This window comes from Martinezella rhizogenes, assembly GCF_000799715.1.
GTDB lineage: Bacteria > Pseudomonadota > Alphaproteobacteria > Rhizobiales > Rhizobiaceae > Rhizobium > Rhizobium rhizogenes_C.
The window spans coordinates 94,695-119,891 of record NZ_JUHG01000011.1 but is presented as its reverse complement, the minus strand read 5'-3'; the positions used below and the strand labels follow the sequence as shown (position 1 = coordinate 119,891).

23 protein-coding genes and 1 tRNA gene are annotated in these 25,197 nt (G+C 60.6%); 4 read left to right on the top strand and 20 right to left on the bottom strand.

Annotated elements, in window-relative coordinates; all coding sequences use genetic code 11:
• Positions 1-91: 91 nt before the first annotated feature.
• From tig to EX00_RS04530, 4 genes are all read right to left on the bottom strand, one after another.
• A complete protein-coding gene (tig, locus tag EX00_RS04545) occupies positions 92-1,576 on the bottom strand; it encodes a trigger factor (protein ID WP_047454600.1) in 1,485 nt (494 codons plus the stop codon).
• 274 nt (positions 1,577-1,850) lie between these two features.
• Positions 1,851-1,935, bottom strand: a tRNA-Leu gene (locus EX00_RS04540).
• A gap of 144 nt (positions 1,936-2,079) precedes the next feature.
• Positions 2,080-2,688 carry a GDYXXLXY domain-containing protein gene (locus EX00_RS04535; RefSeq protein ID WP_047454598.1) on the bottom strand — a complete coding sequence of 203 codons (609 nt, stop codon included), beginning with the start codon at positions 2,686-2,688 and terminating at the stop codon, positions 2,080-2,082.
• Positions 2,685-3,824: a DUF2157 domain-containing protein gene (locus EX00_RS04530; RefSeq protein WP_047454596.1), complete on the bottom strand. Its 1,140-nt coding sequence runs from the start codon at positions 3,822-3,824 to the stop codon at positions 2,685-2,687. Before EX00_RS04530 ends, EX00_RS04535 begins: the two co-directional genes overlap by 4 nt.
• A 908-nt stretch (positions 3,825-4,732) precedes the next feature.
• On the opposite strand from EX00_RS04530, the gene EX00_RS30965 reads away from it, so the two are divergent.
• From EX00_RS30965 to trmFO, 3 genes are all read left to right on the top strand, one after another.
• Entirely contained in the window at positions 4,733-4,879 is a 147-nt protein-coding gene (locus EX00_RS30965) for a DUF1127 domain-containing protein (RefSeq protein ID WP_007690983.1), read from the top strand.
• 299 nt (positions 4,880-5,178) lie between these two features.
• Positions 5,179-5,322, top strand: a complete 144-nt coding sequence (locus tag EX00_RS30960) for a DUF1127 domain-containing protein (protein WP_007690982.1) — start codon at positions 5,179-5,181, stop codon at positions 5,320-5,322.
• Between the two features lie 113 nt (positions 5,323-5,435).
• Positions 5,436-6,887 (top strand): methylenetetrahydrofolate--tRNA-(uracil(54)-C(5))-methyltransferase (FADH(2)-oxidizing) TrmFO, encoded by a 1,452-nt coding sequence (gene trmFO / locus EX00_RS04525; protein WP_047454594.1) that lies wholly within the window; start codon positions 5,436-5,438, stop codon positions 6,885-6,887.
• A gap of 7 nt (positions 6,888-6,894) precedes the next feature.
• Here trmFO and EX00_RS04520 read toward each other — a convergent pair whose 3' ends face one another.
• The 5 genes from EX00_RS04520 to yajC form a co-directional block, all read right to left on the bottom strand.
• Positions 6,895-7,356 (bottom strand): hypothetical protein, encoded by a 462-nt coding sequence (locus EX00_RS04520; protein WP_047454592.1) that lies wholly within the window; start codon positions 7,354-7,356, stop codon positions 6,895-6,897.
• A 76-nt stretch (positions 7,357-7,432) separates the two neighbouring features.
• Positions 7,433-8,293 (bottom strand): phytoene/squalene synthase family protein, encoded by an 861-nt coding sequence (locus EX00_RS04515; RefSeq protein WP_047454590.1) that lies wholly within the window; start codon positions 8,291-8,293, stop codon positions 7,433-7,435.
• A gap of 17 nt (positions 8,294-8,310) precedes the next feature.
• Positions 8,311-8,697, bottom strand: a complete 387-nt coding sequence (locus EX00_RS04510; protein ID WP_047454588.1) for an Mth938-like domain-containing protein — start codon at positions 8,695-8,697, stop codon at positions 8,311-8,313.
• Between the two features lie 4 nt (positions 8,698-8,701).
• Complete coding sequence (gene secDF / locus EX00_RS04505) at positions 8,702-11,248, bottom strand: protein translocase subunit SecDF (RefSeq protein WP_047454586.1); 2,547 nt, start codon at positions 11,246-11,248, stop codon at positions 8,702-8,704.
• Positions 11,249-11,419: 171 nt separating this feature from the next.
• Positions 11,420-11,770, bottom strand: coding sequence for a preprotein translocase subunit YajC (gene yajC, locus EX00_RS04500; protein ID WP_047454584.1), 351 nt, complete (start codon positions 11,768-11,770; stop codon positions 11,420-11,422).
• A gap of 206 nt (positions 11,771-11,976) precedes the next feature.
• On the opposite strand from yajC, the gene EX00_RS04495 reads away from it, so the two are divergent.
• On the top strand, positions 11,977-12,849 hold the full coding sequence (locus tag EX00_RS04495) for an ATP-binding protein (RefSeq protein WP_047454582.1): 873 nt from the start codon (positions 11,977-11,979) through the stop codon (positions 12,847-12,849).
• A gap of 77 nt (positions 12,850-12,926) precedes the next feature.
• On the opposite strand, the gene EX00_RS04490 is transcribed toward EX00_RS04495, so the two are convergent.
• From EX00_RS04490 to EX00_RS04440, 11 genes are all read right to left on the bottom strand, one after another.
• Positions 12,927-14,633, bottom strand: a complete 1,707-nt coding sequence (locus tag EX00_RS04490; protein WP_047454580.1) for a LysM peptidoglycan-binding domain-containing M23 family metallopeptidase — start codon at positions 14,631-14,633, stop codon at positions 12,927-12,929.
• Between the two features lie 170 nt (positions 14,634-14,803).
• Positions 14,804-15,457 (bottom strand): protein-L-isoaspartate(D-aspartate) O-methyltransferase, encoded by a 654-nt coding sequence (locus EX00_RS04485; RefSeq protein WP_047454578.1) that lies wholly within the window; start codon positions 15,455-15,457, stop codon positions 14,804-14,806.
• Positions 15,454-16,227, bottom strand: coding sequence for a 5'/3'-nucleotidase SurE (surE, locus tag EX00_RS04480; RefSeq protein ID WP_047454576.1), 774 nt, complete (start codon positions 16,225-16,227; stop codon positions 15,454-15,456). Before surE ends, EX00_RS04485 begins: the two co-directional genes overlap by 4 nt.
• Positions 16,228-16,243: 16 nt before the next feature.
• Positions 16,244-17,527 carry a serine--tRNA ligase gene (gene serS / locus EX00_RS04475; protein WP_047454574.1) on the bottom strand — a complete coding sequence of 428 codons (1,284 nt, stop codon included), beginning with the start codon at positions 17,525-17,527 and terminating at the stop codon, positions 16,244-16,246.
• A 99-nt stretch (positions 17,528-17,626) separates the two neighbouring features.
• On the bottom strand, positions 17,627-18,454 hold the full coding sequence (gene tatC, locus EX00_RS04470) for a twin-arginine translocase subunit TatC (RefSeq protein WP_047454572.1): 828 nt from the start codon (positions 18,452-18,454) through the stop codon (positions 17,627-17,629).
• Entirely contained in the window at positions 18,451-19,137 is a 687-nt protein-coding gene (tatB, locus tag EX00_RS04465) for a Sec-independent protein translocase protein TatB (protein WP_047454570.1), read from the bottom strand. The genes tatC and tatB overlap by 4 nt, the downstream gene beginning before the upstream one ends.
• Positions 19,138-19,192: 55 nt before the next feature.
• Entirely contained in the window at positions 19,193-19,402 is a 210-nt protein-coding gene (locus EX00_RS04460) for a twin-arginine translocase TatA/TatE family subunit (protein WP_047454567.1), read from the bottom strand.
• Positions 19,403-19,653: 251 nt separating this feature from the next.
• Positions 19,654-20,340: an SMC-Scp complex subunit ScpB gene (gene scpB, locus EX00_RS04455; protein WP_047454565.1), complete on the bottom strand. Its 687-nt coding sequence runs from the start codon at positions 20,338-20,340 to the stop codon at positions 19,654-19,656.
• Positions 20,341-20,375: 35 nt separating this feature from the next.
• Entirely contained in the window at positions 20,376-21,179 is an 804-nt protein-coding gene (locus tag EX00_RS04450; RefSeq protein WP_052210708.1) for a segregation and condensation protein A, read from the bottom strand.
• Positions 21,180-21,250: 71 nt separating this feature from the next.
• Positions 21,251-22,264: a beta-N-acetylhexosaminidase gene (gene nagZ / locus EX00_RS04445; RefSeq protein ID WP_047454561.1), complete on the bottom strand. Its 1,014-nt coding sequence runs from the start codon at positions 22,262-22,264 to the stop codon at positions 21,251-21,253.
• A gap of 132 nt (positions 22,265-22,396) precedes the next feature.
• Positions 22,397-25,135 (bottom strand): SPOR domain-containing protein, encoded by a 2,739-nt coding sequence (locus EX00_RS04440; RefSeq protein WP_047454559.1) that lies wholly within the window; start codon positions 25,133-25,135, stop codon positions 22,397-22,399.
• Positions 25,136-25,197 lie beyond the last annotated feature (62 nt).

Sequence of the window (25,197 nt, the reverse complement as noted above, 5' to 3'; positions counted from 1 at the left end):
GGGAGTCTGTGCCGCCCTCACCCAACCTCCACCAATAGAAAAGGCCCCGCCGCGAACGGCAGGGCCTCTAAAAATCTTGAAAAAAGCGTTATTACTCGGCGCTGTCTTCAGCGGCCTTCTTCTTCGGAGCAGCCTTCTTCTTCGGCGCGGCAGCTTCTTCGCCTTCAGCGGCTTCCGTTGCGTCGGCCTTGGCAGCCTTCTTCTTCGGAGCAGCCTTCTTTGCAGCCGGCTTGTCTTCGGATTCGTCGTCAGCCAGCAGCGCTTCCTTGGAAACGGTCTTGTCGGTGACGTCGACTTCGGTCAGCAGGTGGTCGATGACCTTTTCTTCGAAGATTGGCGCGCGCAGGTTGGCGGAAGCGCCGGGTGTGTTGCGGAAGAAGTCCAGGATTTCCTTTTCCTGGCCCGGGAACTGCTGGAGCTGAGCATAGAGCGCGCGCTGCAGTTCGTCTTCGCTGACTTCGACGCCGGCCTTTTCGCCGATTTCGGAGAGAACGAGGCCGAGGCGGACGCGGCGTTCAGCCAGCTTGCGGTATTCTTCGCGAGCCTTTTCTTCCGTCGTGTCTTCGTCTTCGAAGGTCTTGCCCGATTCTGCGAGATCGGTCTGGATCTGGCGCCAGATGCTGGCGAATTCAGCATCGACCAGCTTCTGCGGCGTGTCGAACTGGTACATTTCGTCGAGCTGGTCGAGGATCTGACGCTTGACCTTCTGGCGGGTAACCGAGCCGTACTGGCTTTCAATCTGGCCGCGGACGATTTCCTTCAGGCGATCAGCCGATTCGAGGCCGAGCTTGGAAGCGAGTTCGTCGTTGATTTCGACTTCGCCCGGAGCTGCGACTTCCTTGACGGTGATGTCGAAGGTGGCTTCCTTGCCCGCGAGGTTCTTGGCCGGATATTCAGCCGGGAACGTCACGGTGATGGTCTTCTCGTCGCCAGCCTTGACGCCGACGAGCTGCTCTTCGAAGCCTGGGATGAAGCGGTTGGAGCCGATGACCAGCTGGGAATCTTCGTCCTTGCCGCCGTCGAAGGCTACGCCGTCAACCTTGCCGAGGTAGTCGATGGTGACGCGGTCGCCGTCGGCGGCCTTGCCCTTCTTTTCCTCGTAGCTGCGAGCGCTTTCAGCGATCTTCAGGATCTGCTCGGTCACTTCGTCTTCGCCGATCTCGGCGACTTCGCGCGTGATCTTGACGCCCTTGACCGACTTCAGTTCGATCGCCGGGATGACTTCGTAGGAGAGCGTGAATTCGAAATCGGCCTCAGCAGCGAGGATCTTTTCAGCCTCGTCCTTGTCTTCGGTCATGGCGACTTCCGGCTGCGTTGCCGACTTTTCGCCGCGCTCGGTCAGAATTGCCGGCGGCTGGTCGCGAACGATCTCGTTGACGAGGTCGGCCATGATCGACTTGCCGTAGACCTTCTTCAGGTGCGTAAAAGGCACCTTGCCCGGACGGAAGCCGTTGATACGGACCTTGTCCTTGACCTCGGCCAGGCGCTCGTTCATGCGGCCTTCCATGTCCTTGGCGGAGATGACCACCTTGATTTCGCGCTTCAGCCCTTCAGCGAGCGTTTCGATAACCTGCATTGTCCTACCTTCATTCATGGCGGCCGTGCCCAGACAGCCGTTCGTTACGATGAGCACGACGCCGGAAAATCCCGAGCGTGGCTTGGATGCAATTCCTTGTCATTCTGCTAGAGCGGCGCGCGTTCGAACGAACGCGCAAAGGCCGCTCTACCTCTTTGAATCCAGACCATCTTATCCGCTTTCAATTTGAAAACGGGATGTTCCAGGCAGAATGGCGCTACCAACAGCGGGCCAGGAGACAGGCGATAAGCCTCTCCCGTCCACAAGGCAGCCTTGGTGCGGGTAGAGAGACTTGAACTCCCACGCCTTGCGGCACCAGAACCTAAATCTGGCGTGTCTACCAATTTCACCATACCCGCGTTCCCAAAACCGCATGGCAATGCCTGCTCATGGGGCCTTCCGGAGCGCGGCGTCTCTATAACACCCGTTTTAAACCACGCAAAGGAAAAATGACGGTTCCACGACCGTCGGGGAAGGTTGTTCGGTTTTATAGTGCCAGCCGGTCAATAAAGCGGCTCTTCATACAGCGGTTTGCCGTCGAGAAGCAGGCTTCTGATGTGGGCCTGGCCGTTGGCTGCGACGCGGGCGGCGATCGCGACACGGTGTTCGTTGCGCGCATCCTCGATATCATGCCCATCGCCTTCGGGCACATAATAGCGCTCGATGCCGTATTTGGCCCAGATCATGTCCTGAGGTGTAGAGGAGAAATAGTAGTCGAAGGGCATGCTTTTCAGCACCACCGTATCCGGCTTCGACTCCAGGGCGCCAAAAGACGATTCGGCAATGCCCCAATAGCCGTCGTCCTGTTTCTTCAGACGCACGGATAGCACCTGCCCCGATAAACTCTCCGTCGGCGCGCCGCCGACCAGGGTCGATACCGGCACGCGGGAAATATCGTAATTGAGCGTCACATAGTCGCCGCGCAGCAGGTCGCGCGGATCGACAGGCGCTGTTTTCAGCAGGACCTCAACGCCGCTCCTCAGGCCCCAGGCCCGCTCGCCAACCATATAGCCGAGCACGGCGGTCTGCAGGGCAGCGACGATGATCGCGGCGATCCACATGCGGCGCGCGAAGCTGCCGCCGACCGGGTTTCTATCAGCGATCAACGTCATGCCTTGCCCCCCTGCCCGTCATCATGGGAAAATCGCCGCTCCAGCCGGATGACCAGCCAGGCGGCGATCGCGACCAGCACGCCGCTGATCAGGAAAAAGCCCGATGTCCCGATGATCGAGCCGACCGTTTCATTGGCGAGATAGAGGATCTCGCAGGCAAAGACGAAATAGGCGAGATAACGCAGGGCACCATTGTCGCGACCACCCAGAATGATCGCGATGACCGCGCTTGCCAAGGTTACGACGGCGAGCACGACGAGCGGCGCCTTGTTTTCAACCCAGATGTCATTCTCAAAAAAACCGCCAGCAATCTCTCCATGGATCGCCAGCAGCCCGATGGCGCCCACGAGGAAGGCATAGAAGGCAGGTGCCGCGCCAGCCGTCCGGGCGATCCGCGCCAGGGGCGAAACCGGAAGGCTGACCGCCAGGAAGACAATCAGGCCGACGGCGGCCAGCAGGATGGCAGCGTGCAGGCTCTCATATTGCGCAAAAAGCCATGTCAGCCAGCCGACAAGCATGAGATAGGCGAGATGCCGTGCCCGGGGCGCATCGACGTATCGCACAAGAGCTATGATGATCGCCGCCATGATCGGCGGCACCCAGGGCATGACACCGTACCACTCACCGGAGTGATCCGAGAGATAGAAGCCGCAGAAGCCCCAGGCGAGAAAACCAGCAAGAGCCACCTGTGTAGACGAACGAAACAGCGCCGCGGCAATACCGGCGGCGGCGAACCAGACGATCATCATCGTCAGCACATCGCCGGATATATTGTACATCTGCCCGACCAGCGACATGGCGCCGCCGAACGTCATCGTTCCGAGAATCAGCAATGCGGTCGCGACAATCGAGCGTCCGCGCGTCAACAAAAACGCGCCGCCAAGATAAAAGGCCCAGATCAACGCGACGAGGCCAAGCAGGCGAGCGATCCTTGGAATCTCTTCCCAATTCGAGGCGACGAAAAGCAGGATCGCCGCACCGACCAAGAGCGCCGCCATCACGGTCAGCACGCGACCAGCGCTGAAGCTTGCGGGCCGGCTGTCATATTCGCCGAGGATTGCCGAGGCCGCCGGCGCATCAACCAGCCCCTTGTCGACCCAGATCTTCAGATCACGCTCAAGCCTACCCCGATACATCGCGCGCTCCCGACTGCGATTCCCTTACCTCAACGTGTCCCATCCCATAATGGAATGCAATCGAGACCACACACCCGCATCATGCCCCCCGAAAATTGTCAGCAGGCCGTCTCATATTCATGCAGTATTAAGACTCCATTCGCCATTATGTTTGGTGGTGTCGCAAAGCTCGATAAGACATGCACAACTAACATGCCTCCCATGAAATTATTGCGTTGCACAAAATTCAAAAGTCATACTATTGATATCGCATCAAAGGACGGCAGTGGCGCGCCGCTTCGGCGCAAGCTGGAAAGAGCCTGATGAATGATTTCCTCATATGGAATTCGGGGCCGCACACTCCTCCTCCCAGTGCGCCCCGATAGATTGGCGACACTCCTCCTCCCAGTCGTCAATCACCACAAATGACGCCCACCGCATCCTCCTCCCGCGGTGGGCGTTATTGTTTCACCCCGATTAAATCGTTTAGTCCCCTGAAGATCATCAGTTCTCGTCTTCGCGCCATTTTTGAGCGCGGCGACGCAAGACAAGTTGGCGCGAGGGCCGCGCGAGGCCAAATTTTTCTTCGGCCCGCCATCAGCGATCTTTTCGACATAATGCAGTTCGAAAGAGCCCAATAACCGTGGCAAGATGCGGACGATATCTGGGCAATTGCCCGAAGCTCGGGCGTAAGTACTTATATTTGGCTGAATATATGCGCCGCCCGTTACCATCACGCAGCCGCGATGCGCACACAAAGAAGCCGTCATCTTAGGCAGAATGCTTGCGAGTATTGCGCTTTATGCATAGGTGGCATGAAGCATTTGCTCTTTTAGTTTTCGCGCCGCAGCATATATTTAAATCCATTAGATCGAAGCCGGAACCATTCACGGAACCGCCGATCTCCAAACCCTCGAAAGGGATTTACGATGAACCTGACCCGCTCCTTCAATAACTGGCGCAAGTATCGTCAGACCGTTACCGAACTCGGCCGCATGAGCACCCGCGAACTGCACGACCTCGGCATTGATCGCTCTGACATCCATCGCGTAGCTCGCGAAGCCACCGGCCGCTAATCGCCGGACTGGCTTCGCCGATCGCGACAGCCTCACAACGCCCGTTGCGGACACCGCGACGGGCGTTCTTTTTGCGTACTATTAGCACCTGCACAATTGTCGGGCTGCTTCCAAGCCATTCGCCACACGCATGTCGGATAAAATTTAGGCGCTGATGGCTTTTTAGGCGTCACATTGCACAAACGCATAGCAGATGCTTTTTATTCGCACTGCAAAATCGGCGTCCTTATGTATATATGTATCTCAAGCGCTGAGGCGGCAATCGCGCCGCTCGCAACTGACTACTTGAGGACAAGACCATGAACCCGATTCGCATTGCTAAGAACTGGATCAGCTACCGCCGCACTCTGAACGAACTCGGCAACCTTTCCAGCCAGACCCTGTCGGATATCGGCGTTAGCCGCTACGAAATCCGCAACATCGCTTCCCGTTCTTTCCGTTAATCGCAACGGACTGAACGGACTGCCTCAAGACGGCGCCTTTCGGCGCCGTTTTTGATTCCGGGGCTTGCGTAAAGCAATTGGATCATCGGCCAGCCCGTGATAATGACGCGCCCATGACAAAGACCAACTCCTTTTCCCCCATCCATGTCATCGGCGGCGGCCTTGCCGGCTCCGAAGCCGCCTGGCAGATCGCCAGCGCCGGCGTACCGGTTATCCTGCATGAAATGCGCGGCGTGCGCGGCACCGAGGCGCACAAGACCGACGATCTGGCGGAACTCGTGTGCTCCAACTCCTTCCGCTCCGACGATGCGACCAGTAACGCGGTCGGCGTCATCCATGCGGAAATGCGCCTGGCCGGCTCGCTGATCATGGCCTGCGCCGACAAGCACCAGGTTCCGGCCGGCGGCGCGCTGGCGGTGGACCGCGACGGGTTTTCGGCGGCGGTCACGCAGACAGTCGAAAGCCATCCGCTGATCACCATTGTGCGCGAGGAAATCCAGGGCTTGCCGCCTAATGAATGGGACCAGGCGATCATCGCCACCGGTCCGTTGACGGCACCTGGCCTTGCCGGCGCCATTCAGGCCGAGACCGGCGCGGATGCACTTGCCTTTTTCGACGCCATCGCGCCTATCGTCTATCGCGACAGCATCAACATGGACGTTTGCTGGTATCAGTCTCGTTACGACAAGGTCGGGCCAGGCGGCACGGGCAAGGACTATATCAACTGCCCGATGGACCAAGCCCAATACAGCGCCTTCCTCGACGCACTGATCGCCGGCGATGCCGTCGGTTTCAAGGAATGGGAAGGCACGCCCTATTTCGACGGCTGCCTGCCGATCGAGGTCATGGCCGAGCGCGGGCGCGAGACGCTGCGCCACGGGCCGATGAAGCCGATGGGACTGACCAATGCCCATAATCCGACCGTCAAGGCCTATGCAGTCGTGCAGTTGCGCCAGGACAATGCACTCGGCACACTCTACAACATGGTCGGTTTCCAGACGAAGCTGAAATATGGCGCGCAGGCCGAGATCTTCCGGCTGATCCCGGGTCTCGAGAATGCCGAATTTGCCCGCCTCGGCGGTCTGCACCGCAACACCTATATCAATTCGCCAACGCTGCTCGATCGCTCCCTGACGCTGAAATCACGGCCAGGACTGCGGTTCGCTGGCCAGATCACCGGCTGCGAGGGCTATGTCGAGAGCGCCAGCATCGGTCTGCTTGCCGGCCGCTTCGCCGCCGCCGAGCGCAAGGGCGAGGCACCGTCCGTGCCGCCTGCCACCACGGCGCTGGGGTCGCTGCTCAGCCATATCACCGGCGGCCATATCGTATCCGACGAAGAGCCGGGCAAGCGCTCCTTCCAGCCGATGAACATCAATTTCGGGCTGTTCCCGGAGTTGGAACCGGGTTCGATCGTCAAGCCGGAGGGCGTCAAACGCTTCCGCGGCAAGGACAAGACGATCATGAAGCGGCAGCTGATCGCCAAGCGGGCGCTCGCGGATTGCGCTGCATGGCTCGGCGTTCAGGCGCCAATCTTCCAACCGCCTGCGGTCGTCGAGAGCGACTAAAGTCTTCTCAAGCCTTTGCCGTCGGCATCAGTGCCGGCGGCTTGAGATCTTCGCCAGCAACATAATTGCCAAGCAGCCAGAGCGAAACTTCGGCGGCCTCCGCCGACGTCGCGAATTCGAAGGTGCCGTTGTGATGCGGGGCATCGAGGAAATCGATCGTCAAGCCGTGGCCGGTCCCTGAGTCCTTGGCGCGCGCCCTGCCCGGCTCGATCAGATGAACGCTATAGTGATTGCGCAGGCTGCGCATGAAGCCGGCCTTGTCGTCATGAAGGCGCACGAACACTGCCTGACCGTTAGCCGTCGTCTGCAATTGCCGGATCGCTTCCGTTGGAAAGGCGCGCCCGAACTCAAGAATGGCAAGACCGGTATCATGTAAACCATCTTCCTTATTCCGCGACGACATGCGCGCTATAAAGAAGGCAAAGAAGATGACGATCGCAAAGAGTGTGCACCAGACGATAATGCCCATGGCGGCTCCTCCAAGAATACGGGCGGCAGTTCGGCAATCTCCATAAACCCCGAGACTTGCGCGAACTTGGTCGATTTCAGATTTTCTTTGTCATGGAGGCGAGCGCCATGCGCGTCTGCCGGCGCCATTGCGGCGGCTGGAAGGATTGATCGAATACTTTGGCACCCAGCTTCTGCGCACGCTTCAGCACCGGTTCGGCCAGAACCGCCGGCAGAAAGGCTGGAAATACCGCGGGCGAAATGCTGCCAGCGGCCCTTGCCTTCGCCAGATGCTCGCGCCCAAGGCCAGCGAAAGCCTCAACAGCCGCCGATATCCGCGCCTTATCCTCGCCGGCGAGGAACGTGTCGCGATCGAGACCAGTCGCGGTCAGGATTTCCAGCGGCAGATAGAGCTGGCCGCGCCGACGATGCAGCGGCATCAGCAACAGCAACCCGGCAATCGCCTGCGCCACCCCGGCATGGCCGGCGGCATCGGCGGAACGACGAGCGTCTTCCGGCGACAACACCAGGCTTGCAAGCTGGATCAGCGCCGAAGCGGTCTCACCGGCATAGCCTTCCAACGTACCGCGCGTCTCCATCGGGTCGTCGTAGAGATCGAAGATGCGCGCATCGATCATGTCGATCAGCGTCTGTGTTGGCAGGCGATATTGTTCGATCGTCGCGAGCAGTTCAGCGGCAACCGGATTGGCAGCACTCGATCCATGCGCCTGCCCTTCGAGCAGATCGCGCCAATATTGCATGCGCACCTCGCCCGGCAGCGGCTCGTGAACGAGATCGCGAATGCGCGCCAGTTCGGCGTTGAAGGCATAGAGTGCTGCAAGAGCACCGCGCTTGTCCTCCGGCGCCAGAAGGCAGGCGAGATAGCGATCGCGATCGGTGTCGCGAAGCGTCGCCAGGCAAATATCCTGGTTGCTACGGGGCGCAGCGTCTGTCGTCATGCTTGGCCGATCTCTTGTCAAACGGCGATCAGCGCCGCGGCCACGGCACGCGACTCGGCCAACATGATATTGAACGTGCGCACCGCCGCCCCCGTGCTCATCGGATCGGAGGAAATCTGCCTGGCGCGCAGCGCCGTTTTCAATTCCGCCGGCAGCGGACGCAGCTCCGTGCCGGTGCCGACCAGAAGCACTTCGATCTGGGCGGCCTCTTCGAGCACCCTCTGAAAATGCGCCGGCGTCAGCGCATCCTCCATCGTCATGTCCCAACCATAGATGCCGGAGGGCAAGCAAAGCAGCGAACCGCGATGCGACATGTCCGCAAAACGGAAACCGCCATTGCCGTAAGCGTCGATCGGCGCGCGACCGGGAAAATGCGCGCTTCGGATTTCTATACCTTTTGCCACTCTGTCACACCGCTGGTTTGCCTGATTGCATGTCGCTCCCTGCCTCTCCCTTGCTTTCGCCGCCGGCCTGGAACTTGTCCGGGCGCAGCTTGAAAACGATCAGGACCGGCGCCGCAATATAGATCGACGAAAAAGTGCCGACCGCGACGCCGAAGAGCAAAACGAAGGTGAAGGAGCGTATCACCTCGCCGCCGAATATATAGAGTGCAAGCAGCGCCAACAACGTCGTCGCGGATGTCAGAACCGTGCGCGACAATGTCTGATTGATCGAGGCGTCGATCAGGATCGGCAATGGCATCTGCGAGTAACGCCTCAGATTCTCGCGCATACGATCATAGACTACAACCGTATCGTTCAACGAATAACCGACGATGGTCAGGAGCGCCGCAATGCCGGTCATGTTGAATTCCATGCCTGTCAGCACAAAGAGGCCGAGCGTCAGGATCACATCATGCAGCGTCGCGATAATCGCGCCGACTGCAAACTGCCATTCGAATCGTAGCCAGATATAGATGAGAATCGCCGCCAGCGCCGCCAGAACGGCAAGCGAAGCCGTCCTGGTGATCTCGCCGGAAACCGAGGGGCCGACCACTTCAACGCGGGAGAAGTCGTAATCCTTGCTCAGCTCATCACGAACGAGGGTCACGGCGGATTGCTCGGCATTCTCGCCGCCCTCCTGCGCATGGACCCGGATCACGGCCCCTAGCCGGTCATCCAGCCGTTCGACCTGAACATCACCCGGGATAGCGTCCTGCAGGCGGGACTGAATATCGGCTGGGTCGGCAACGCCCTGTTTGGCGCGAACCTCGATGATCGATCCGCCGGTGAAATCGATGCCGAGATGCATGCCGACTGTCGCGAAGGCGAGCAAGGTCGCCACCGACAATGCGGCCGATACCGTGAACGTATAGCGGCGGATGCCCATGAAGCGGATATTGGCACCATCGAAGATGCCGCTGCGGACACCGGCCAGCAGCACGCGCGGCTTGCGATGCGAAATCCACATGTTGACGAGCGACCGCGTCACGAAACAGGCGGTAAAGAAGGTGGTGAAAACGCCGACGATCAGCGTCGCGGCGAAGCCACGCACCGCGCCGCTGCTGACATAGAACAGGATGGCGGCGATCATGAGCACCGTAAAGTTGGCGTCGGCAACGGTGGCAGCGGCCCTGTTGAAGCCGTGGCGCAGCGCGTCAACGAGAAGATGCGTCTTCTTTTCTTCCTCCCGGACGCGCTCATAGATCAGCACATTGGCGTCAAGCGCTATGCCGATGATGAGCACAATGGCCGCGATGCCCGGCAGCGTTAGCGTGATGCCGAACACGCCCATCAGCGCCAGAACCATGACGATATTGATGATGAGCGCGATCGTCGCGGCGACCCCAAGCAGCCCATAGAAGCCGATCATCAGCACGGCGACGAAAATACCCGCGATGACGCAGGCGATGATGGCGGAGCGCATGGTCTCGCTGCCCAGGCCGGGCTCGATGGTCCGTTCCTCGACAGTGGTCAGCGTCGCCGGCAGCGGTCCGGATTTCAGCATGACGGACAGATCTTGCGCGCCTTGGGCCGTGAAATCGCCGGGGATATTGATATCGCCGGTGGTGATTGCGGTTTTCAGTGAAGCGGACGAAAGGACCTGAGCATCAAGCACGACGGCGATGATCTTGCCGAGATTGGCGGCCGTTGCCTGCGCGAAACGGCCGGTCGCCTCGGGCGTCAGCCTGACGGAGACAGTACCGTCGTTGTTCTGGGTGTTCGACACCGCCGCGGCGTCGGCAAAGTCGACATTCGAAAGAAGGGGCTGCTTTTGCAGAAGATAGCCGGCCGGCGGATCATCCTCGGAAAACAGCACCTCGGAACCTGCGGGCGGACGGCCGTTCATGGCGTCCTGCACCGGCATCGATGAATCGACCAAACGGAAGCTGAGTTCGGCGGGCTGGTTCAGGAGGTTCTTCAGGCGCTGCGGATCGGCAAGACCCGGCACCTGGATGACGATGCGGTCGGCACCCTGCCGGCGGATCAACGGTTCGCCGACGTCGAGTTGCGCGATGCGATTGCCGATGATCCTGAGCGACCGGGTCATGGTGGCGGAAAGACCGTCATTGATGCCCGCATCGGTGATATCGATGGTAAGCGCGCCATTGTCGCCCTGCGACAAGGTCGCTTCCGGCTTGCCGGAATCAGCTGTGGTGATCGGCTTCAAGGCATCGACGGCAGCCTGCACCCGGGCTGGATCGTTGATGCGTAGCTGGATTTTCTGACCGGTGCCCGTCAAACCGGAATAGGAGATATTGACCGTGCGCAGTCTGGCGCTGATGTCACCGACCACGGTCTCCAGGCGGTTCCTGACGACATCGTCACGCTCGATCTTGAGCATAAGATGCGAGCCGCCCTTGAGATCGAGCCCAAGCTCGACCTTTCGTTGCGCAAACCAGGACGGGAAAGAAGCGAGCCGCTGGCCGTCAAGCAGATTGGGCACAGCAAGCAGAACGCTCAAGAGAACGGCGAACCAGATCAGGACGGTCTTCCACCAGGAGACGTGCAGCATCGCTCTCTCGAGTTTGGGCTTTTTCTTACGACGTCCCGCATGCATCCAAGCACGCAAGGGACGCAGTAACACCTTGAATTTGCGCATAATCGCTTGGAAAAGTCGATTCAGATTTTCGAAGCCATGCACAAGGAAAGGCAGGCCTTGTCGGCCCGCCCTCTTATCAAGTCCTTATGCGGCGTCCGCCTTGACGGGTTCGCCCTTGACGCGCACTTCCGAGATGGCGCTACGGACGACGCGGATTTTCACGCCCTCGGCGATTTCCACTTCCAGTTCCTTGTCGTCGACAACCTTGGTGACCTTGCCGACGATGCCGCCGCCCGTGACGACCTGATCGCCGCGGCGAATGTTCTTCAGGATTTCATCACGCTTCTTCGCCTGCGCGCGCTGCGGACGGATGAGGAGGAAATACCAAACGACCATCAGCGGCACGAACAGGATGATCATTTCAAAGCCGGAACCGCCGAAGACGCTCGTGGCTGTATCTGTTGCGCTCTGCGCGTATGCGTTGGTAATAAACATCAAAAACTCCCTTGAATTCCTTGCGGGAACTCGGCCCGCGTCAGGTTGCCGGAATATAGTTGCGATCATAGCGATTGCAACAAAAACAGCCGCGAACCGTACCGTTTTCCCGGCCTCTTAGCCTTTCGAGCCTGGAGGGAGCATGATACCCGACAACACAAGGTGCATTTTACAACTTTCTTGACTAACGTTCTGGAGGAAAAACGGTGACCGCAAACCAAAACGCCCTGATCCTTGCGGAAGTCCGCCGTCTCGCCGATGCGCTCGAACGCCTGGCCGGCCCGCCGCCAGCCATCAACGACTGGAGCGCCGCCGACTGCTTCGTCTGGTCCCCTACCCGGCTACATTTACAACCGGTTTCCCGGCCGAACCGCGTAGCTCTTACCCTCATTCGCGGCGTCGATCATGTCCGCGACATCCTCCACGAGAACACGCTGCGCTTCGCCGAAGGCTTCGCCGCCAACAATGTCCTGCTCTGGGGCGCGCGCGGCATGGGCAAGTCCTCGCTCGTCAAGGCCGTGCACGAGGATGTGCGCCGCGCCACCGGCATTTCACTGAAGCTGATCGAAGTGCATCGCGAGGATATCTCCTCGCTGCCGGTGCTACTCGATATCCTAAAGGCTGCGCCGCACCGCATCATCCTCTTCTGTGACGACCTCTCCTTCGACCATGACGATACCGCCTATAAGTCGCTGAAGGCGGCGCTGGATGGCGGCATCGAAGGACGACCGGACAACGTGCTGTTCTACGCCACATCCAACCGCCGCCACCTGCTGCCGCGCAACATGATGGAGAACGAGCAGTCGACAGCCATCAACCCGTCGGAAGCCGTCGAGGAAAAAGTCTCCCTCTCAGACCGCTTCGGTCTCTGGCTCGGCTTCCACAAGTGCAGCCAGGAAGACTATCTGCAGATGATCGATGCCTATGCCGATCACTTCAAGCTCAGCCTCGACCGGAACCAGATGCATCATGAAGCACTGGAATGGGCGACCACCCGTGGCGCCCGCTCCGGGCGCGTGGCCTGGCAATATATCCAGGATCTGGCCGGGCGACAGAGGATCGTGCTCGAGCGGGATTGATCACTGTTTTTTGAGCCTCAAACGACAAAAAGCCCGGCGGTGACCGGGCTTTTTGCAGACTCCTTGAGACGCACTACCTATTCAAGGAAGGTCATTGGGTTGACCGGGGCCGAATTCTTGCGAACTTCGAAGTGAAGCTGCGGCTGCTTGACGTCGCCGCTCATGCCTGACGTCGCAAGCGTCTGGCCGCGCTGGACCTTCTGGCCCCGAGCGACGCTCAGCGCATCAGCATGGCCGTAGACGGTGACCGTGCCATCGTCGTGACGCACGAGGACCGTATTGCCAAGTTCCTTCAGGCCATTGCCGGCATAGATGACGACACCATTCTCGGCGGACTTGATCGGCGTTCCCTCAGGAACCGAGATATCGATACCGTCGTTGCGGCTGCCGTTGACGTTGGAGCCGTAGCCAGCGATGACCGCGCCGCGAACCGGCCAGCGATATTTGCCGATGCCGGTCGCTTCCGGCGCGTCAGCCGAGACGTCGGACTTGGTCGCGGCATCGCTCACCGACTGTGTTGGCGCGGCACTTGCGACGGCCTGCGGCTTGGCGGAATCCGGAGCCGATTCAGTGGTGGTGACCTTGGCGCTCGCCTTCGCTACCGGCTTGACAGCGGCTTCGACGACTTCCTTCTGTTCGGCGACTGCCTTAACAGCGGACTTCTGCGGCTCGATGGACGCAGTCTTGATCGAATCGGCGCCGCCAGCGGCGCCATGCGGCAGCTTGAGGGCCTGTCCGACGCGGACACCCTCACCCGACTTCATACGGTTTGCCTGCTTCAATTCATCGACGCTGACACCGGTATTGCGAGCAATCCTGGCGAGCGAGTCACCGGGCTTGACGACATAAGTACCATTACCCTTCGGCTGCGGACCCTTGCCATTGCCGGCGGCGAGCTTGTTCGGATCGGCGAGGCCGGCCTGCGACTTGCCGCGTAACTGGCCGTTGGATGGCAGCACGGCAGCGTCCTGCTCGGGAGCCTTGGCCGGACCTGGCATCTTGCCGCCCCTGGAAAGATCGGTCGCTTCCGAAGCAACCTTCGCCGGGCTCGAAACCCCTGCGCCGTTCATGGTCGGAATGATGATCTGCTGGCCGGGCTGAGCGCCGGCACTGTTTCTCAAGCCGTTGGCATGCAGGATTTCCTTTGCAGGAACGCCGTAACGACGCGACAGGAGATCGATGTTTTCGCCTTGTTGCAAGGTAACGCTCGGCGCATTCACCGTCGTCCAGCCGGAAGAGGTTGTCGTAGCGGAAGGCGCCCTGAGCGCACCAGCCGACGTCGTGTCCGAAGCCAAAGCCGGCTCCATGTGGGAAGCCGCCTGCCTGCCACGCGATGCCGGCAAAGGCTGGGCGAGCGCCTGATCTTCTGAATTGGACATTCCGCGTGAACGAGCCGGTGCCGCAGAGGCCGTCGGGGCCGCCAGATCGGAACGCTGGATCGCGACCGGAGCGGTCGATACGCGGGCGCTGGAGTAGGAAGGATTGTAGCCGGCCGGAGAATTCGGATAGGTCCGCGCGGCTGGCGCGGACTGCTGCGAATAATCCTGCTGCTGATTGTAGCCGCCGCCCTGGGCAACGTCGGCCCTCGGCACGGCGCTTTCATCCAGGTTGCTCGGCCCACCGCGGTTGATGGAGCCTGTCGTCGTCCGATCCGGCGAGCCAGCAAAGAGCCCGCCGAAGCGCGTCGTGTCTGAACTGCAAGCTGTCGCGGTGCTCGCCAGGAGAATGGCCACCAGGACTTTCCCTGCCGATTTACCGAAGTTTGAAGAAAGACTGAAACTCATGACTCGACCCACTTGAGACGCAACTGTTTATGGGTCGATTAAAGCGCGTTAATCTTACCATGCGGTTAAAGCACTGGCACCACATGTGTTTTTTTGAGGAATTGCTAACCATAGAAAATGATTCCGCCGCGCATGCCGAATGCGCCAGGCATTTCGATCCAAATTTGGTCTTAAAGATAAGAGGCGAGCATCGGCACGATTGGCTGATACGGAACGTCGAAGAGTTCCTCGCGCTCGAAACGGCTGCCCGTCTTGGTGAGACGTACCATGCGGCAAACATCGTCCGAAAGCATCAGCGGCGCGATCATCGATCCGCCGGACACCAATTGATCGGCATAGAAGCGCGGCATGGCGGTGAAGGCCGACGTCACCAGGATGCGGTCGAAGGTGCCCTCGCCCGGCAGACCGACGCTGCCATCCGCCTGGCGGATGATGACGTTGCGCAGGCCGAGCGTATCCATGCGCTGCTGCGCGGCTGTCGTTAGGGTCTTGTAACGATCGACCGTCAGCACCCGCTCGACAATGCGGCCCATGACGGCGGCGGTGAAGCCGCTACCGGTTCCGATTTCGAGAACACGATGGCCCGGCTTGATTTTCAGGCTGTGCAAAATGCGAACCACGAGATCGATGCCTTCCATGAAGGCACCGCATTCGATCGGGATCGTACGGCTGGAATAGGCATCATCGGTAAATTGCAGCGGCACGAACGGCAGGCGCGGCGTCTGCTCGACGGCCGTCATCAAATCGATGTCCAATATGCCTTCGGCCCGCAGCCGCAACACAACGGCTGCGAAGCCTTCCTTCTCGACCAAACGAGGTGTCAATCCGCTACTCCATGCCCGAGCGCCCGCGCGACGCGGTCTTGCACCGAATAATCCGTCAAATCGAGTTTCAAAGGAGTTACCGAAATGCGATTTTGTTTCAGCGCATGGATATCCGTGCCGGGGCGAAAGATGCCGCTGCGCTCGCCGAAGCGCAGCCAGTAATAGGGGAAACCGCGTCCGTCGGCGCGCTCGTCGACCTGCAGATTGAAGGCGAGATTGCCCTGAGCCGTGACTTCAGTACCGGAGACTTCGTCTGGGCGGCAGTTCGGGAAGTTCAGGTTGAGGAACGTGCCATCCGGCAGGTCGATCTCGATAAGCTTGCCGAGGAGCGCCGGCGCATGCGCCTCGACCACTTCCCAGGGAACAACGCGCGTGCCATTCTCATGCACATAGGCCTGGCTCAAAGCGAAGGAACGTACGCCTTGCAGCGTGCCCTCGATCGCACCGGCAATCGTTCCTGAATAGGTGACGTCGTCAGCGACGTTGGAACCGGAATTGACGCCTGACAGGATCAGATCCGGCTTGATGTCCAAGACCTGGCGGATGCCCATGATGACGCAATCCGTCGGCGTGCCGCGCAACGCATAATGCTTGTCGGAAACCTTACGCAGGCGTAGCGGTTCGGAAAGGCTCAGCGAATGGGCAAGCCCGCTCTGATCCGTCTCCGGCGCGATGATCCAGACATCATCCGACATGGTGCGGGCGATACGTTCCAAGGCTGCCAGCCCTTCGGCATGAATGCCGTCGTCATTGGTCAGAAGTATCCGCATCGCCCCACCGCCAGTCTTATGCTGCTTTTTCGATCCTCTTCACACCACCCATATATGGCAGCAGTGCGTCCGGGACAGTGACCGAGCCGTCGTCGTTCAGATAATTCTCAAGGACGGCGATCAGGCAGCGGCCGACCGCCGTGCCGGAGCCATTGAGCGTGTGCACGAATTTCGTGCCCTTGTCGTCCTTGCCGCGATAGCGCGCATTCATCCGCCGGCCCTGGAAATCGCCGCAGACCGAGCAGGAGGATATCTCGCGATAGGTATCCTGCCCCGGCAGCCAGACTTCGAGGTCGTAGGTCTTGCGCGCACCGAAGCCCATGTCGCCGGTCGACAGCGTCATGACGCGGTAATGCAGGCCGAGACGCTTCAATACTTCCTCGGCGCAGGCGGTCATGCGCTCATGCTCGGCAATCGAGCTTTCGGCATCGGTGATCGAGACGAGCTCGCATTTCCAGAACTGGTGCTGGCGCAGCATGCCACGCGTATCACGGCCGGCAGAGCCCGCTTCCGAGCGGAAGGACGGCGTCAGCGCCGTGAAGCGCAATGGTAGTTTTTCCTGGTCGAGAATATCGCCGGAGACGAGATTGGTGAGCGTCACTTCGGCAGTCGGGATCAGCCAGTGCCCACCCGTGGTCCTGAACGAGTCCTCTGCAAATTTCGGCAACTGGCCGGTGCCGAACATCGCCTCGTCGCGTACCATCAGCGGCGAGCTGACTTCGGTATAGCCATGCTCGCTGGTATGCAGATCGAGCATGAACTGGCCGAGCGCCCGTTCCAGGCGAGCGAGCTGCGAGGTCAACACGGTAAAGCGCGAGCCGGAGAGCTTGGCTGCCCGCTCGAAATCCATGTAGCCGAGCGCTTCGCCGATTTCGTAATGCTCTTTCGGCTTGTGGTTCCAGGTCGGCTTGGCGCCCCAGGAGTGCTTGACGACATTGTCGTGTTCGTCCTTACCGACCGGGACATCATCGAGCGGAATATTGGGGATGCGCGACAGGGCATCGTTGAGCTCGGCCGTCAGCACGCGCTCTTCCTCTTCCGCTGCCGGAAGCGACGTCTTGATCTCGGCAACCTCGCCCTTCAGTCTCTCGGCAAGCTCGGCGTTCTTTTGCCCCAGAGCAGCACCGATCTCCTTCGAGGCGGCGTTGCGACGGGACTGCATATCCTGAACGGACTGAATGATGGAGCGGCGCTTCTCGTCAAGCGCGATGAGGCCTTGCGACAAAGGCTCGGCACCGCGCTTGGCAAGCGCTGCATCCAAAACCTCGGCATTCTCACGAATCCATTTGATATCAAGCATCGTCGTTCCAGGTCGTTACACATGACTATAGCTCCGATCGAGAGTTCGGTCGGAGATCGAATTGGCAAACCCTTATGAAGGACGTTTCCGACCCGTCGCTCAGACACTATCCGTCTTGGTGACATCGGACGTCTCGTCATTTTCCGCAGCCGTCTGCCGGGCACGCTGGCGTTCCACGAGTCGCGCCGCATAGATGGAAATCTCGTAGAGAATGATCGTCGGCACTGCAAGGCCGATCTGGGACATCGGATCCGGCGGCGTCAGCACTGCCGCTACGATGAAAGCGAAGACGATCGCAAACTTGCGCTTTTCCGCCAGCCAGGTCGATGTCAACAGGCCGACGCGCGCAAGCAGCGTGGTGATGACCGGCAACTGGAAGACGAGGCCGAAGGAAAAGACCAGCGTCATGATCAGGCTCAGATATTCCGAGACCTTCGGCAGCAGCGCAATGCCGATCTGACCGTCGGCCGGCACCTGCTGCATCTTCAGGAAGAACCACATGACCATGGGAGCAAAGAAGAAATAAACCAGCGCCGCGCCCATGATAAACAGGATCGGCGATGCAATCAGGAACGGCAGGAAGGCGCCACGCTCGTTCTTGTAGAGGCCGGGCGCCACGAACTTGTAGATCTGCGCGGCAATGACCGGGAACGCGATGACCAAGGCGCCGAACATGGCAACCTTCACTTGCGTGAAGAAGAATTCCTGCGGCGCAGTGTAAATCAGCTCGGCCTTGGAGACGTCGAGGTGAGCCCAGACGACGGCCCATTTATAGGGGTAGACCAGATAATTGAAGAGATGCTTGGCAACGGCGAAGCAAGCGACGAAGGCGATGAAGAACGTTACCAGCGACCAGATCAGCCGCGTGCGCAGTTCCATGAGGTGTTCGATAAGCGGCTGCGGCTTATCGTCAATATCACCCGTCATGCCTTGTCCTTCTTTTTAGGCGTTGTCTTGGCAGTCGTTGCGGTCTTGACGGCGGTTACGCGCTTCTTGGGGGCCGCGGCGACGGGAACCTCGGTGATAGCTGCGGCGACCTTGCGCGGCGCACGTTTCAGTTTTTCCGCGACAACTGGGGTTGCGACCACCGCGGCAGCCACCTCATCCGTCTTGGCGGGTAGCTTTGCCCGTGGCTTGCGCACAGCCTTTGGCTTTGCCGGTGCCTCCTGAGCAGTGACAACCGGTGCCGGCGCGGCCACCGCCGGTGCTCCGCTTATCGCGGGAGCAACAGACGGCGTTTCCGGCAGTCCCATGGCCGGTTCGGAAACCGGTTCAGCCGGGGTAGACGTGGCGGCGGGATTGTCCGACGTCGTCGAACGCTGCAAATCCGCCTTGATCTCGTTGCCCATCTGCCGCAACGGGTTCATTGCCTCACGCAATGAATTGACTGGATTGAGCTTCTGGGCGTCGGAGATCGTCTGGCGCACATCGTCCAGCTCCGCCTCGCGCATGGCTTCATCGAATTGCGAGCGGAATTCACCCGCCATTTTTCGAGCACGCGTCGTTATCTTGCCGATCGACCGTAGCGTCGCCGGCAGTTCCTTTGGGCCAATGACCACAAGCGCCACCACAGCGATAATCAGCAGCTCGGACCAGCCTATATCGAACATAAAAAGGCTCCTGGGCCGGCAGCAAGCGTTTCAGCCCCTGACGCGCCCGACATGATTACTTCGACTCGTCGGCCTTGTGTTCGACGGTGCGGGACGTTGTCGTCTGCGCCGGCGGCGTGGTCTCTTCGTCGTCGTTCATGCCCTTTTTAAAGCTCTTGATGCCCTTTGCGACGTCACCCATCAGCTCCGGGATCTTTCCACGGCCGAACAACAACAGCGCGATGGCCAGGACGATCAGCCAGTGCCATATGCTTAGAGAACCCATTGCGATAACTCCGATTTCAGTGTCTTCCCGATGTAAGACGTTTGTGACTGTTTTTCAAACACCAAAATATACTGCATCGACGCTTATGGGGATAGCGAGCGACAATGCAATAGCCAAACGTCTCCAAACCCGGAGAATGACTTCCATATTCGCATGCGCTGATGGCAAAACCGAGACTTGACACTGTTGTGTGGAAAAAACTTCATCGGCCGCCCAGCAGCCGGAGCGGGCTGACGACGCCGATCTTGGGCTTAATCGTCCGAAGCGCCACCTGGCGCCAGGAGACCGAGCTCCTCCAGATCCATCTGCGTGATCGGATCTTCGTCCTCGGTCAATTCGTCACTCATCAATGGCGACGGCACGTTGAAATTGGCGGGGATACGACCGGAAAGCAGGCCGGCCCCCTTCAATTCCTCGAGACCGGGCAGATCCCGCAACTCTTCCAGACCGAAATGATCGAGGAAATCCCTCGTTGTGCCCAGCGTCACCGGCCGGCCGGGCGTACGCCGACGTCCACGAAACCGAACCCAACCGGCTTCCATCAGCACGTCAAGCGTACCCTTGGAGGTCTGCACGCCTCTGATATCTTCGATCTCGGCGCGGGTCACAGGTTGGTGGTAGGCGATGATCGCCAGAACTTCGAGAGCCGCGCGCGACAGTTTCCGGGCCTCGCTGTCATCGCGGCGAATAACGAAGGAAAGATCGGCGGCCGTGCGAAAGGCCCAAGCGCCATCGACCTGGATCAGATTGACGCCGCGCATCGCATAATCGGCTTTCAAACGCTGCATGATGGAGCCGATATCGACGCCCTGCGCCACACGCTCGGCGATGAAGCCCTCGGAAACCGGCTGGGCAGAGGCAAAGACCAGCGCTTCGGCGATGCGTTCGGCTTCGCGCAGAACGAGCTCATCGATCGCCGGCGCCGCATCGTCATCCATTTGCTGATCGTTATCAGAACCGCTCACACCCGCACCTATTCCGCAGCCTCAAGCTCATCGACATCATGCTTTGGCCCGCGCCGCATGTAGAGTGGCTGGAACGCGCCCTCCTGGCGGATTTCCAGCTTGCCCTCCCGCGCGAGCTCCAGCGAGGCGGCAAAGGCGCTGGCAATGGCGGTGACGCGCTCGCTGGGACTGGTCATATAGCGCAGCAGATAGTGTTCCAGAGCCGTCCAGTCGGTAATCTCGCCGATCATTCGATTGAGGATCGTACGGGCATCGCCCAACGACCAGACCTGGCGTCGCTCGATCGTCACTTGCGTGACTGCTTGACGTTGGCGCAGACCGGCATAGGCGGTCAGAAGATCGTAGAGGCTGGCATCATAGGCGGACCGGCGTCGGTCTGGGATATGTTCCGGCGCGCCGCGCACGAAGATATCGCGGCCGAGACGATTGCGGTTGACGAGACCCGTCGCCGCATCCCGCATGGCTTCGAGGCGCTTCAGGCGGAAGGCGAGCGTCGCCGCCATCTCCTCGCCGCTCGGGCCGTCTTCCTTGCTCTGCTGTGGAATGAGCAGCTTCGACTTGAGGTAGGCAAGCCAAGCGGCCATGACGAGATAATCGGCGGCAAGCTCAATGCGGATTCGCCGGGCGGTATCGATGAACAACAGATATTGCTCGACCAGCGCCAGCACCGAGATGCGCGACAGATCGACCTTCTGGGTGCGGGCAAGATGCAGCAACAGGTCGAGCGGGCCTTCGAAGCCGGCGATATCGACGACCATGGTGGGCTCGTGCATGCCGCGCTCGCCGTTGCCGTCCTGCCACAGCTTGTCCATCGGCGCCGTCGCCTGCTGGTTCTTCTCCGTGCCGCTCACTTGTTCACCCGTCAGATCCCCGAAGTTCGGTCTTAAGCCACTGCAAACATCGCATCGAATTCCGCGCGAATCGAGGCTTCTTCCGCGCCGTCATTATAACCGAAAGCTGCTTCCACCGCTTTGGCCCGCTCAAGCGCGCCGTCGGCCAGGACCGGCACGTTGCGCACCACTTGCCGCATCTCGTCCATGAGACCGTTGCAATGCAGCACGATATCGCATCCGCCGGCAACAATATTCGCCGCCCGCTCGCCAATTGTGCCGGCCAGCGCATTCATCGAGCTATCATCGGAGAGCAGCAGGCCCTTGAAGCCGATGTGGCCACGGATGATCTCCTCGATGACCTTGCGCGAGGTGGTCGCCGGATTGGCGGGATCGATGTCGGCAAAGACGACATGGCAGGTCATGGCCATCAGCTCGTCCTTGAGCGCGATGAAAGGCGGAAAATCATGTGCTTCCAGCTCGGCGCGGGACACCGTGACGACCGGCAATTCGTGATGCGAATCGGCAAAGCCGCGGCCATGGCCCGGCATATGCTTCATCACCGGCAGGACGCCGCCGGCCTTCAGGCCCTCGGCCGCCGCACGTCCCATCTCGGTCACCGTCACGGGATCGCCGCCATAGGCGCGATTGCCGATGACATTGCTCGACCCTTCGACAGGCACGTCGAGTACCGGCAGGCAATCGGCATTGATGCCGAATTTCAGAAGGTCGAACGCATGGAGCCGCGACATCAGCCAGGCGGCGCGCAGGCCCTGCTCGCGGTTCTGGCGATAAATATCGCCCAGCGCCTGGCCGGAGGGATAATGCGGCAGGATGGGCGGACGGATACGCTGCACCCTGCCCCCTTCCTGATCGATAAAGACTGGCGCATCGCGACCGACGCTATCACGCAGGGAGGCGACGAGATCGGCGATCTGCGCCGGCTCGGAAATGTTGCGTCCGAAAAGGATGAAGCCCCATGGCTGTTCCGCCTGATAGAAGGAACGCTCTTCGGGAGTGATGGAATGGCCGCTACAGCCGAGGATCATGGATTTTGATTCGGTCATTCCCGAATCATAACCGCCGCTTCGCGAAATGCGAAGGACGTCAAGGCGAGATACATAAAAAGAAGCTGGTTCAAAGGAAAACGGCGGGCTCGCGCCCGCCGTTTTTCAAATGATGACTGGTGCTGATCTCTCTTACTTCGAGATCAGGCAGGTGCCGCCCGCGGCGCGGAAGCGTACGCAGAGGTCGGCGGCTTCGTCCTTGGAGCCGGCGACGACACGGACGCGATAGTAGGTGCCCTTGCCGGCAATGTCGGCCTTGCGGATTTCGAGCGGATGACCGCCAATGACGCTGGCAAACTTGCTCTTCAGGTTCGCCTGCGACCGCTGCGCTTCCGCCTCGGAAGGCAACGAAGCAATCTGCACGCCATAGGCGCCGCCAGCGCTTGCCGACGCGACCGGAGCCGCCTGCGCTGCGGCCGGGGCCGCAGAGGCGACCTGCTGCGGCTTCGGCTGGGTCTGTGCCGGATGAGCGGCAGCGTTGTCGGTGGTCGCCGCTGCCTTCTGCACTGGCCGCGCGCTCGGAACCGGAGCCGTCTTGACGACCCGGATCGGGGTGCTTTCGGCGCTAGCAGCATCATCATCGGCACTGGACGGCTGCGATGCCTGCGCATCCGTGCTGGCCGGACCGGCAGAGGCTACCTGGCTGTCGGTGGCCGGCTTGGCCGCAGCGGTCTTCGGCGCCAAAGCCGGAGCCGCCGCCGTCGTGGTCTTGTCGACGGCCGGCTCTTCGCGAGCGACCAGCGAACCATCCGGCTTGACGATCATCGTGCGCACCTTGCGCGGCGAGACCGACGGAACCTGTCCGTCATCATTGGCGGCCACATCGGCATTGTCACCGTCCTGGCTCGGCAGCAGCCGCGGATCCTGGGTTTCGCCAACCGGGGTCGGCGTGACCTGATCGACACTGCCATCATCGGGCGAAATCGATTCCGGGATCAACGTCTTCTGGACGACATCGACCGGCTGCTCGTTGGAGGACACCAGTTGCTTCTGCTTCGGCGCGGTAGCACCGTCGCCGGCGACGCGGTCGTAAACGGCCTTGTCCTGATTCGGCACAACCGTGCCGCCCGGATTTACCGGAGCAACCTTCACCGGATCAGCATCGGCCGTGATCACCCGCGGTTCGCCGGAGAAGCTCGAAATCGGCGAACCGTGACGAACCCAGCCGTAGACGCCATAGGCGCCGAGGCCGAAAACCGCAATGAGGGCGGCTGCGGTCGCCATGCCACGGAACGAACGGGCCGGACGCCGGATGGCCTGCACGGCCGGGTTCAGCGTCATGCGGGCGACATTCTCGACCGGAGTGGATGCCTCGCGATAGGTGCGACGGAAATCCTCTTCCAGAGCCCGCTCGAACTCGTCGAACTCTTCGACAGGCTGCTTGGCGGCAGCTGCAACAGGCTTTGCCGCGGCATTCTTGGACCAGGATGCGGCGGCCATTGCGCCGCCGAGAGCGGCCGTGGCTGCCGGCTTGTTCGGCTCGGGAGCAGCTTCCTTGGCGGGCGTACCGAACAGGCGCGCCATCTCGGCATCGATATCGAAATCATATTCCGAGGGAACCGCAATCGGCGCTTCCGGCTCGACAGGCGGCAGGTTCGGAACATGCGAGCCCTCGAAGGTCTCGACACGATCTTCCGTATCCGAGATTTCCGATGGATCGAAAGGCAGCGCCTGATCGACGTCGAGCGTCGGCGCAGCAACGACGGGTGGCTGGACCGGGTCTGGCCGTGAGGCCTCCACGACGAGTGGCGCGGCAACGGCCGCCGCTGGAGCGACTGGAGCCGGCACCACGGGCGTCGCCCTGGAGACGATCGGTGCAGGCTGCGGCGCGACGGCCGGTACGGGCGTCGGCGTGACCGGAGCAGACATCTTCGCTTCAGCAAAATCGAGTTCGGCAAGCTCCATTTCGATATCAGCGAGATCGAATTCGAAGTCATCACCGGCGAAGGGGTCTTCAGCTTCTAGCGAGATCGGCTTCGGCTCCTCGCGCTGCGGAGCGACGAAAGCTTCGACGGCCGGCTTTTCGGACTGCGAGGCGAAAATATCGAAATCCGGTTCGACCTTTGCCGCAGGCTCGCTGCCTCTGGCGGGGACGGGATAGCGGTCGACATCGGCCAGCAGATCGTCGATCTCGGCGGAAAGAGCCGCCGCATCAAAGCTTGCCGGCTTGACCAGTTCCGACGCTTTGACGGCCGGCTGAACCGCGACGGGCTCGACGCTCCGAGCATCCCCCATCGTCGGCAATTCAAAATCGAGCGCATCCAAGACGGGTTGCGCTTGAGCGATCGGAGCGACTACAGGAGCCTGAACAACCGGCGCTGCCTGTGTGGTCGGAGGCGCCACGGTGAAATTGGCAAGCGGCAACCGCACGGTGGCCGCAGCGTGCTGCGGCGTCGGCTTGACGACCTGCGGAGCGACGGACTGAGGGGCCTGGGTTGCCGGGGCTGGTTGAGGAGCCGGCGCGGCCTGCAATGCCGGCGCGATCGACATTTCCAGTTCGTCGATCAGATCACGCGCACCGACAGTCGGCTTGATCGCCGGCGCAGGCCGCTGCAATTCGACAGGCTGAGGCTCGGCGATTGCCGGCTCGGCCGGACGAGAGAGCTCGGCTTCACCAGCAAAGGGCTGATCTTCCGGCGAAACAGGAATGTCATTCGCTGGACTTAAACGAGGCGCATCATAGCGCTCGAATTCCCGCAAGAGTTCGTCTTCGAGATCGAAGGCCGGCTCTTGCCGTTGAGCCGCAGGTGCCGCCTGAGCGGCAGGCCGCGGCTCGAAACCGACGATGCGGGCGAGTTCGGCAAGCGGATCATCATCCGCAAAGAACCCGTCGTTTCCGCTTGCGCGATACGCCAACTGTTTTTCTGCCATCACCCAATCCACTCGCAAACGCTACAGTTAAATGCCAGTGCAATGTGGGCAAACGGTGACGT

Excerpts from the sequence above, each read along its gene's own strand:
- EX00_RS04520 (WP_047454592.1), bottom strand. The coding sequence starts at position 7,356 with ATGGGCATTATCGTCTGGTGCACACTCTTTGCGATCGTCATCTTCTTT.
- surE (WP_047454576.1), bottom strand. The coding sequence starts at position 16,227 with ATGCGGATACTTCTGACCAATGACGACGGCATTCATGCCGAAGGGCTG.
- EX00_RS04530 (WP_047454596.1), bottom strand. The coding sequence starts at position 3,824 with ATGTATCGGGGTAGGCTTGAGCGTGATCTGAAGATCTGGGTCGACAAG.
- scpB (WP_047454565.1), bottom strand. The coding sequence starts at position 20,340 with ATGGATGACGATGCGGCGCCGGCGATCGATGAGCTCGTTCTGCGCGAA.
- trmFO (WP_047454594.1), top strand. The coding sequence starts at position 5,436 with ATGACAAAGACCAACTCCTTTTCCCCCATCCATGTCATCGGCGGCGGC.
- tatC (WP_047454572.1), bottom strand. The coding sequence starts at position 18,454 with ATGACGGGTGATATTGACGATAAGCCGCAGCCGCTTATCGAACACCTC.
- nagZ (WP_047454561.1), bottom strand. The coding sequence starts at position 22,264 with ATGACCGAATCAAAATCCATGATCCTCGGCTGTAGCGGCCATTCCATC.
- EX00_RS30960 (WP_007690982.1), top strand. The coding sequence starts at position 5,179 with ATGAACCCGATTCGCATTGCTAAGAACTGGATCAGCTACCGCCGCACT.
- serS (WP_047454574.1), bottom strand. The coding sequence starts at position 17,527 with ATGCTTGATATCAAATGGATTCGTGAGAATGCCGAGGTTTTGGATGCA.
- EX00_RS04440 (WP_047454559.1), bottom strand. The coding sequence starts at position 25,135 with ATGGCAGAAAAACAGTTGGCGTATCGCGCAAGCGGAAACGACGGGTTC.
- EX00_RS04460 (WP_047454567.1), bottom strand. The coding sequence starts at position 19,402 with ATGGGTTCTCTAAGCATATGGCACTGGCTGATCGTCCTGGCCATCGCG.
- tig (WP_047454600.1), bottom strand. The coding sequence starts at position 1,576 with ATGCAGGTTATCGAAACGCTCGCTGAAGGGCTGAAGCGCGAAATCAAG.
- EX00_RS04450 (WP_052210708.1), bottom strand. The coding sequence starts at position 21,179 with ATGGACAAGCTGTGGCAGGACGGCAACGGCGAGCGCGGCATGCACGAG.
- tatB (WP_047454570.1), bottom strand. The coding sequence starts at position 19,137 with ATGTTCGATATAGGCTGGTCCGAGCTGCTGATTATCGCTGTGGTGGCG.
- yajC (WP_047454584.1), bottom strand. The coding sequence starts at position 11,770 with ATGTTTATTACCAACGCATACGCGCAGAGCGCAACAGATACAGCCACG.
- secDF (WP_047454586.1), bottom strand. The coding sequence starts at position 11,248 with ATGCTGCACGTCTCCTGGTGGAAGACCGTCCTGATCTGGTTCGCCGTT.
- EX00_RS04515 (WP_047454590.1), bottom strand. The coding sequence starts at position 8,293 with ATGACGACAGACGCTGCGCCCCGTAGCAACCAGGATATTTGCCTGGCG.
- EX00_RS04535 (WP_047454598.1), bottom strand. The coding sequence starts at position 2,688 with ATGACGTTGATCGCTGATAGAAACCCGGTCGGCGGCAGCTTCGCGCGC.
- EX00_RS04490 (WP_047454580.1), bottom strand. The coding sequence starts at position 14,633 with ATGAGTTTCAGTCTTTCTTCAAACTTCGGTAAATCGGCAGGGAAAGTC.
- EX00_RS30965 (WP_007690983.1), top strand. The coding sequence starts at position 4,733 with ATGAACCTGACCCGCTCCTTCAATAACTGGCGCAAGTATCGTCAGACC.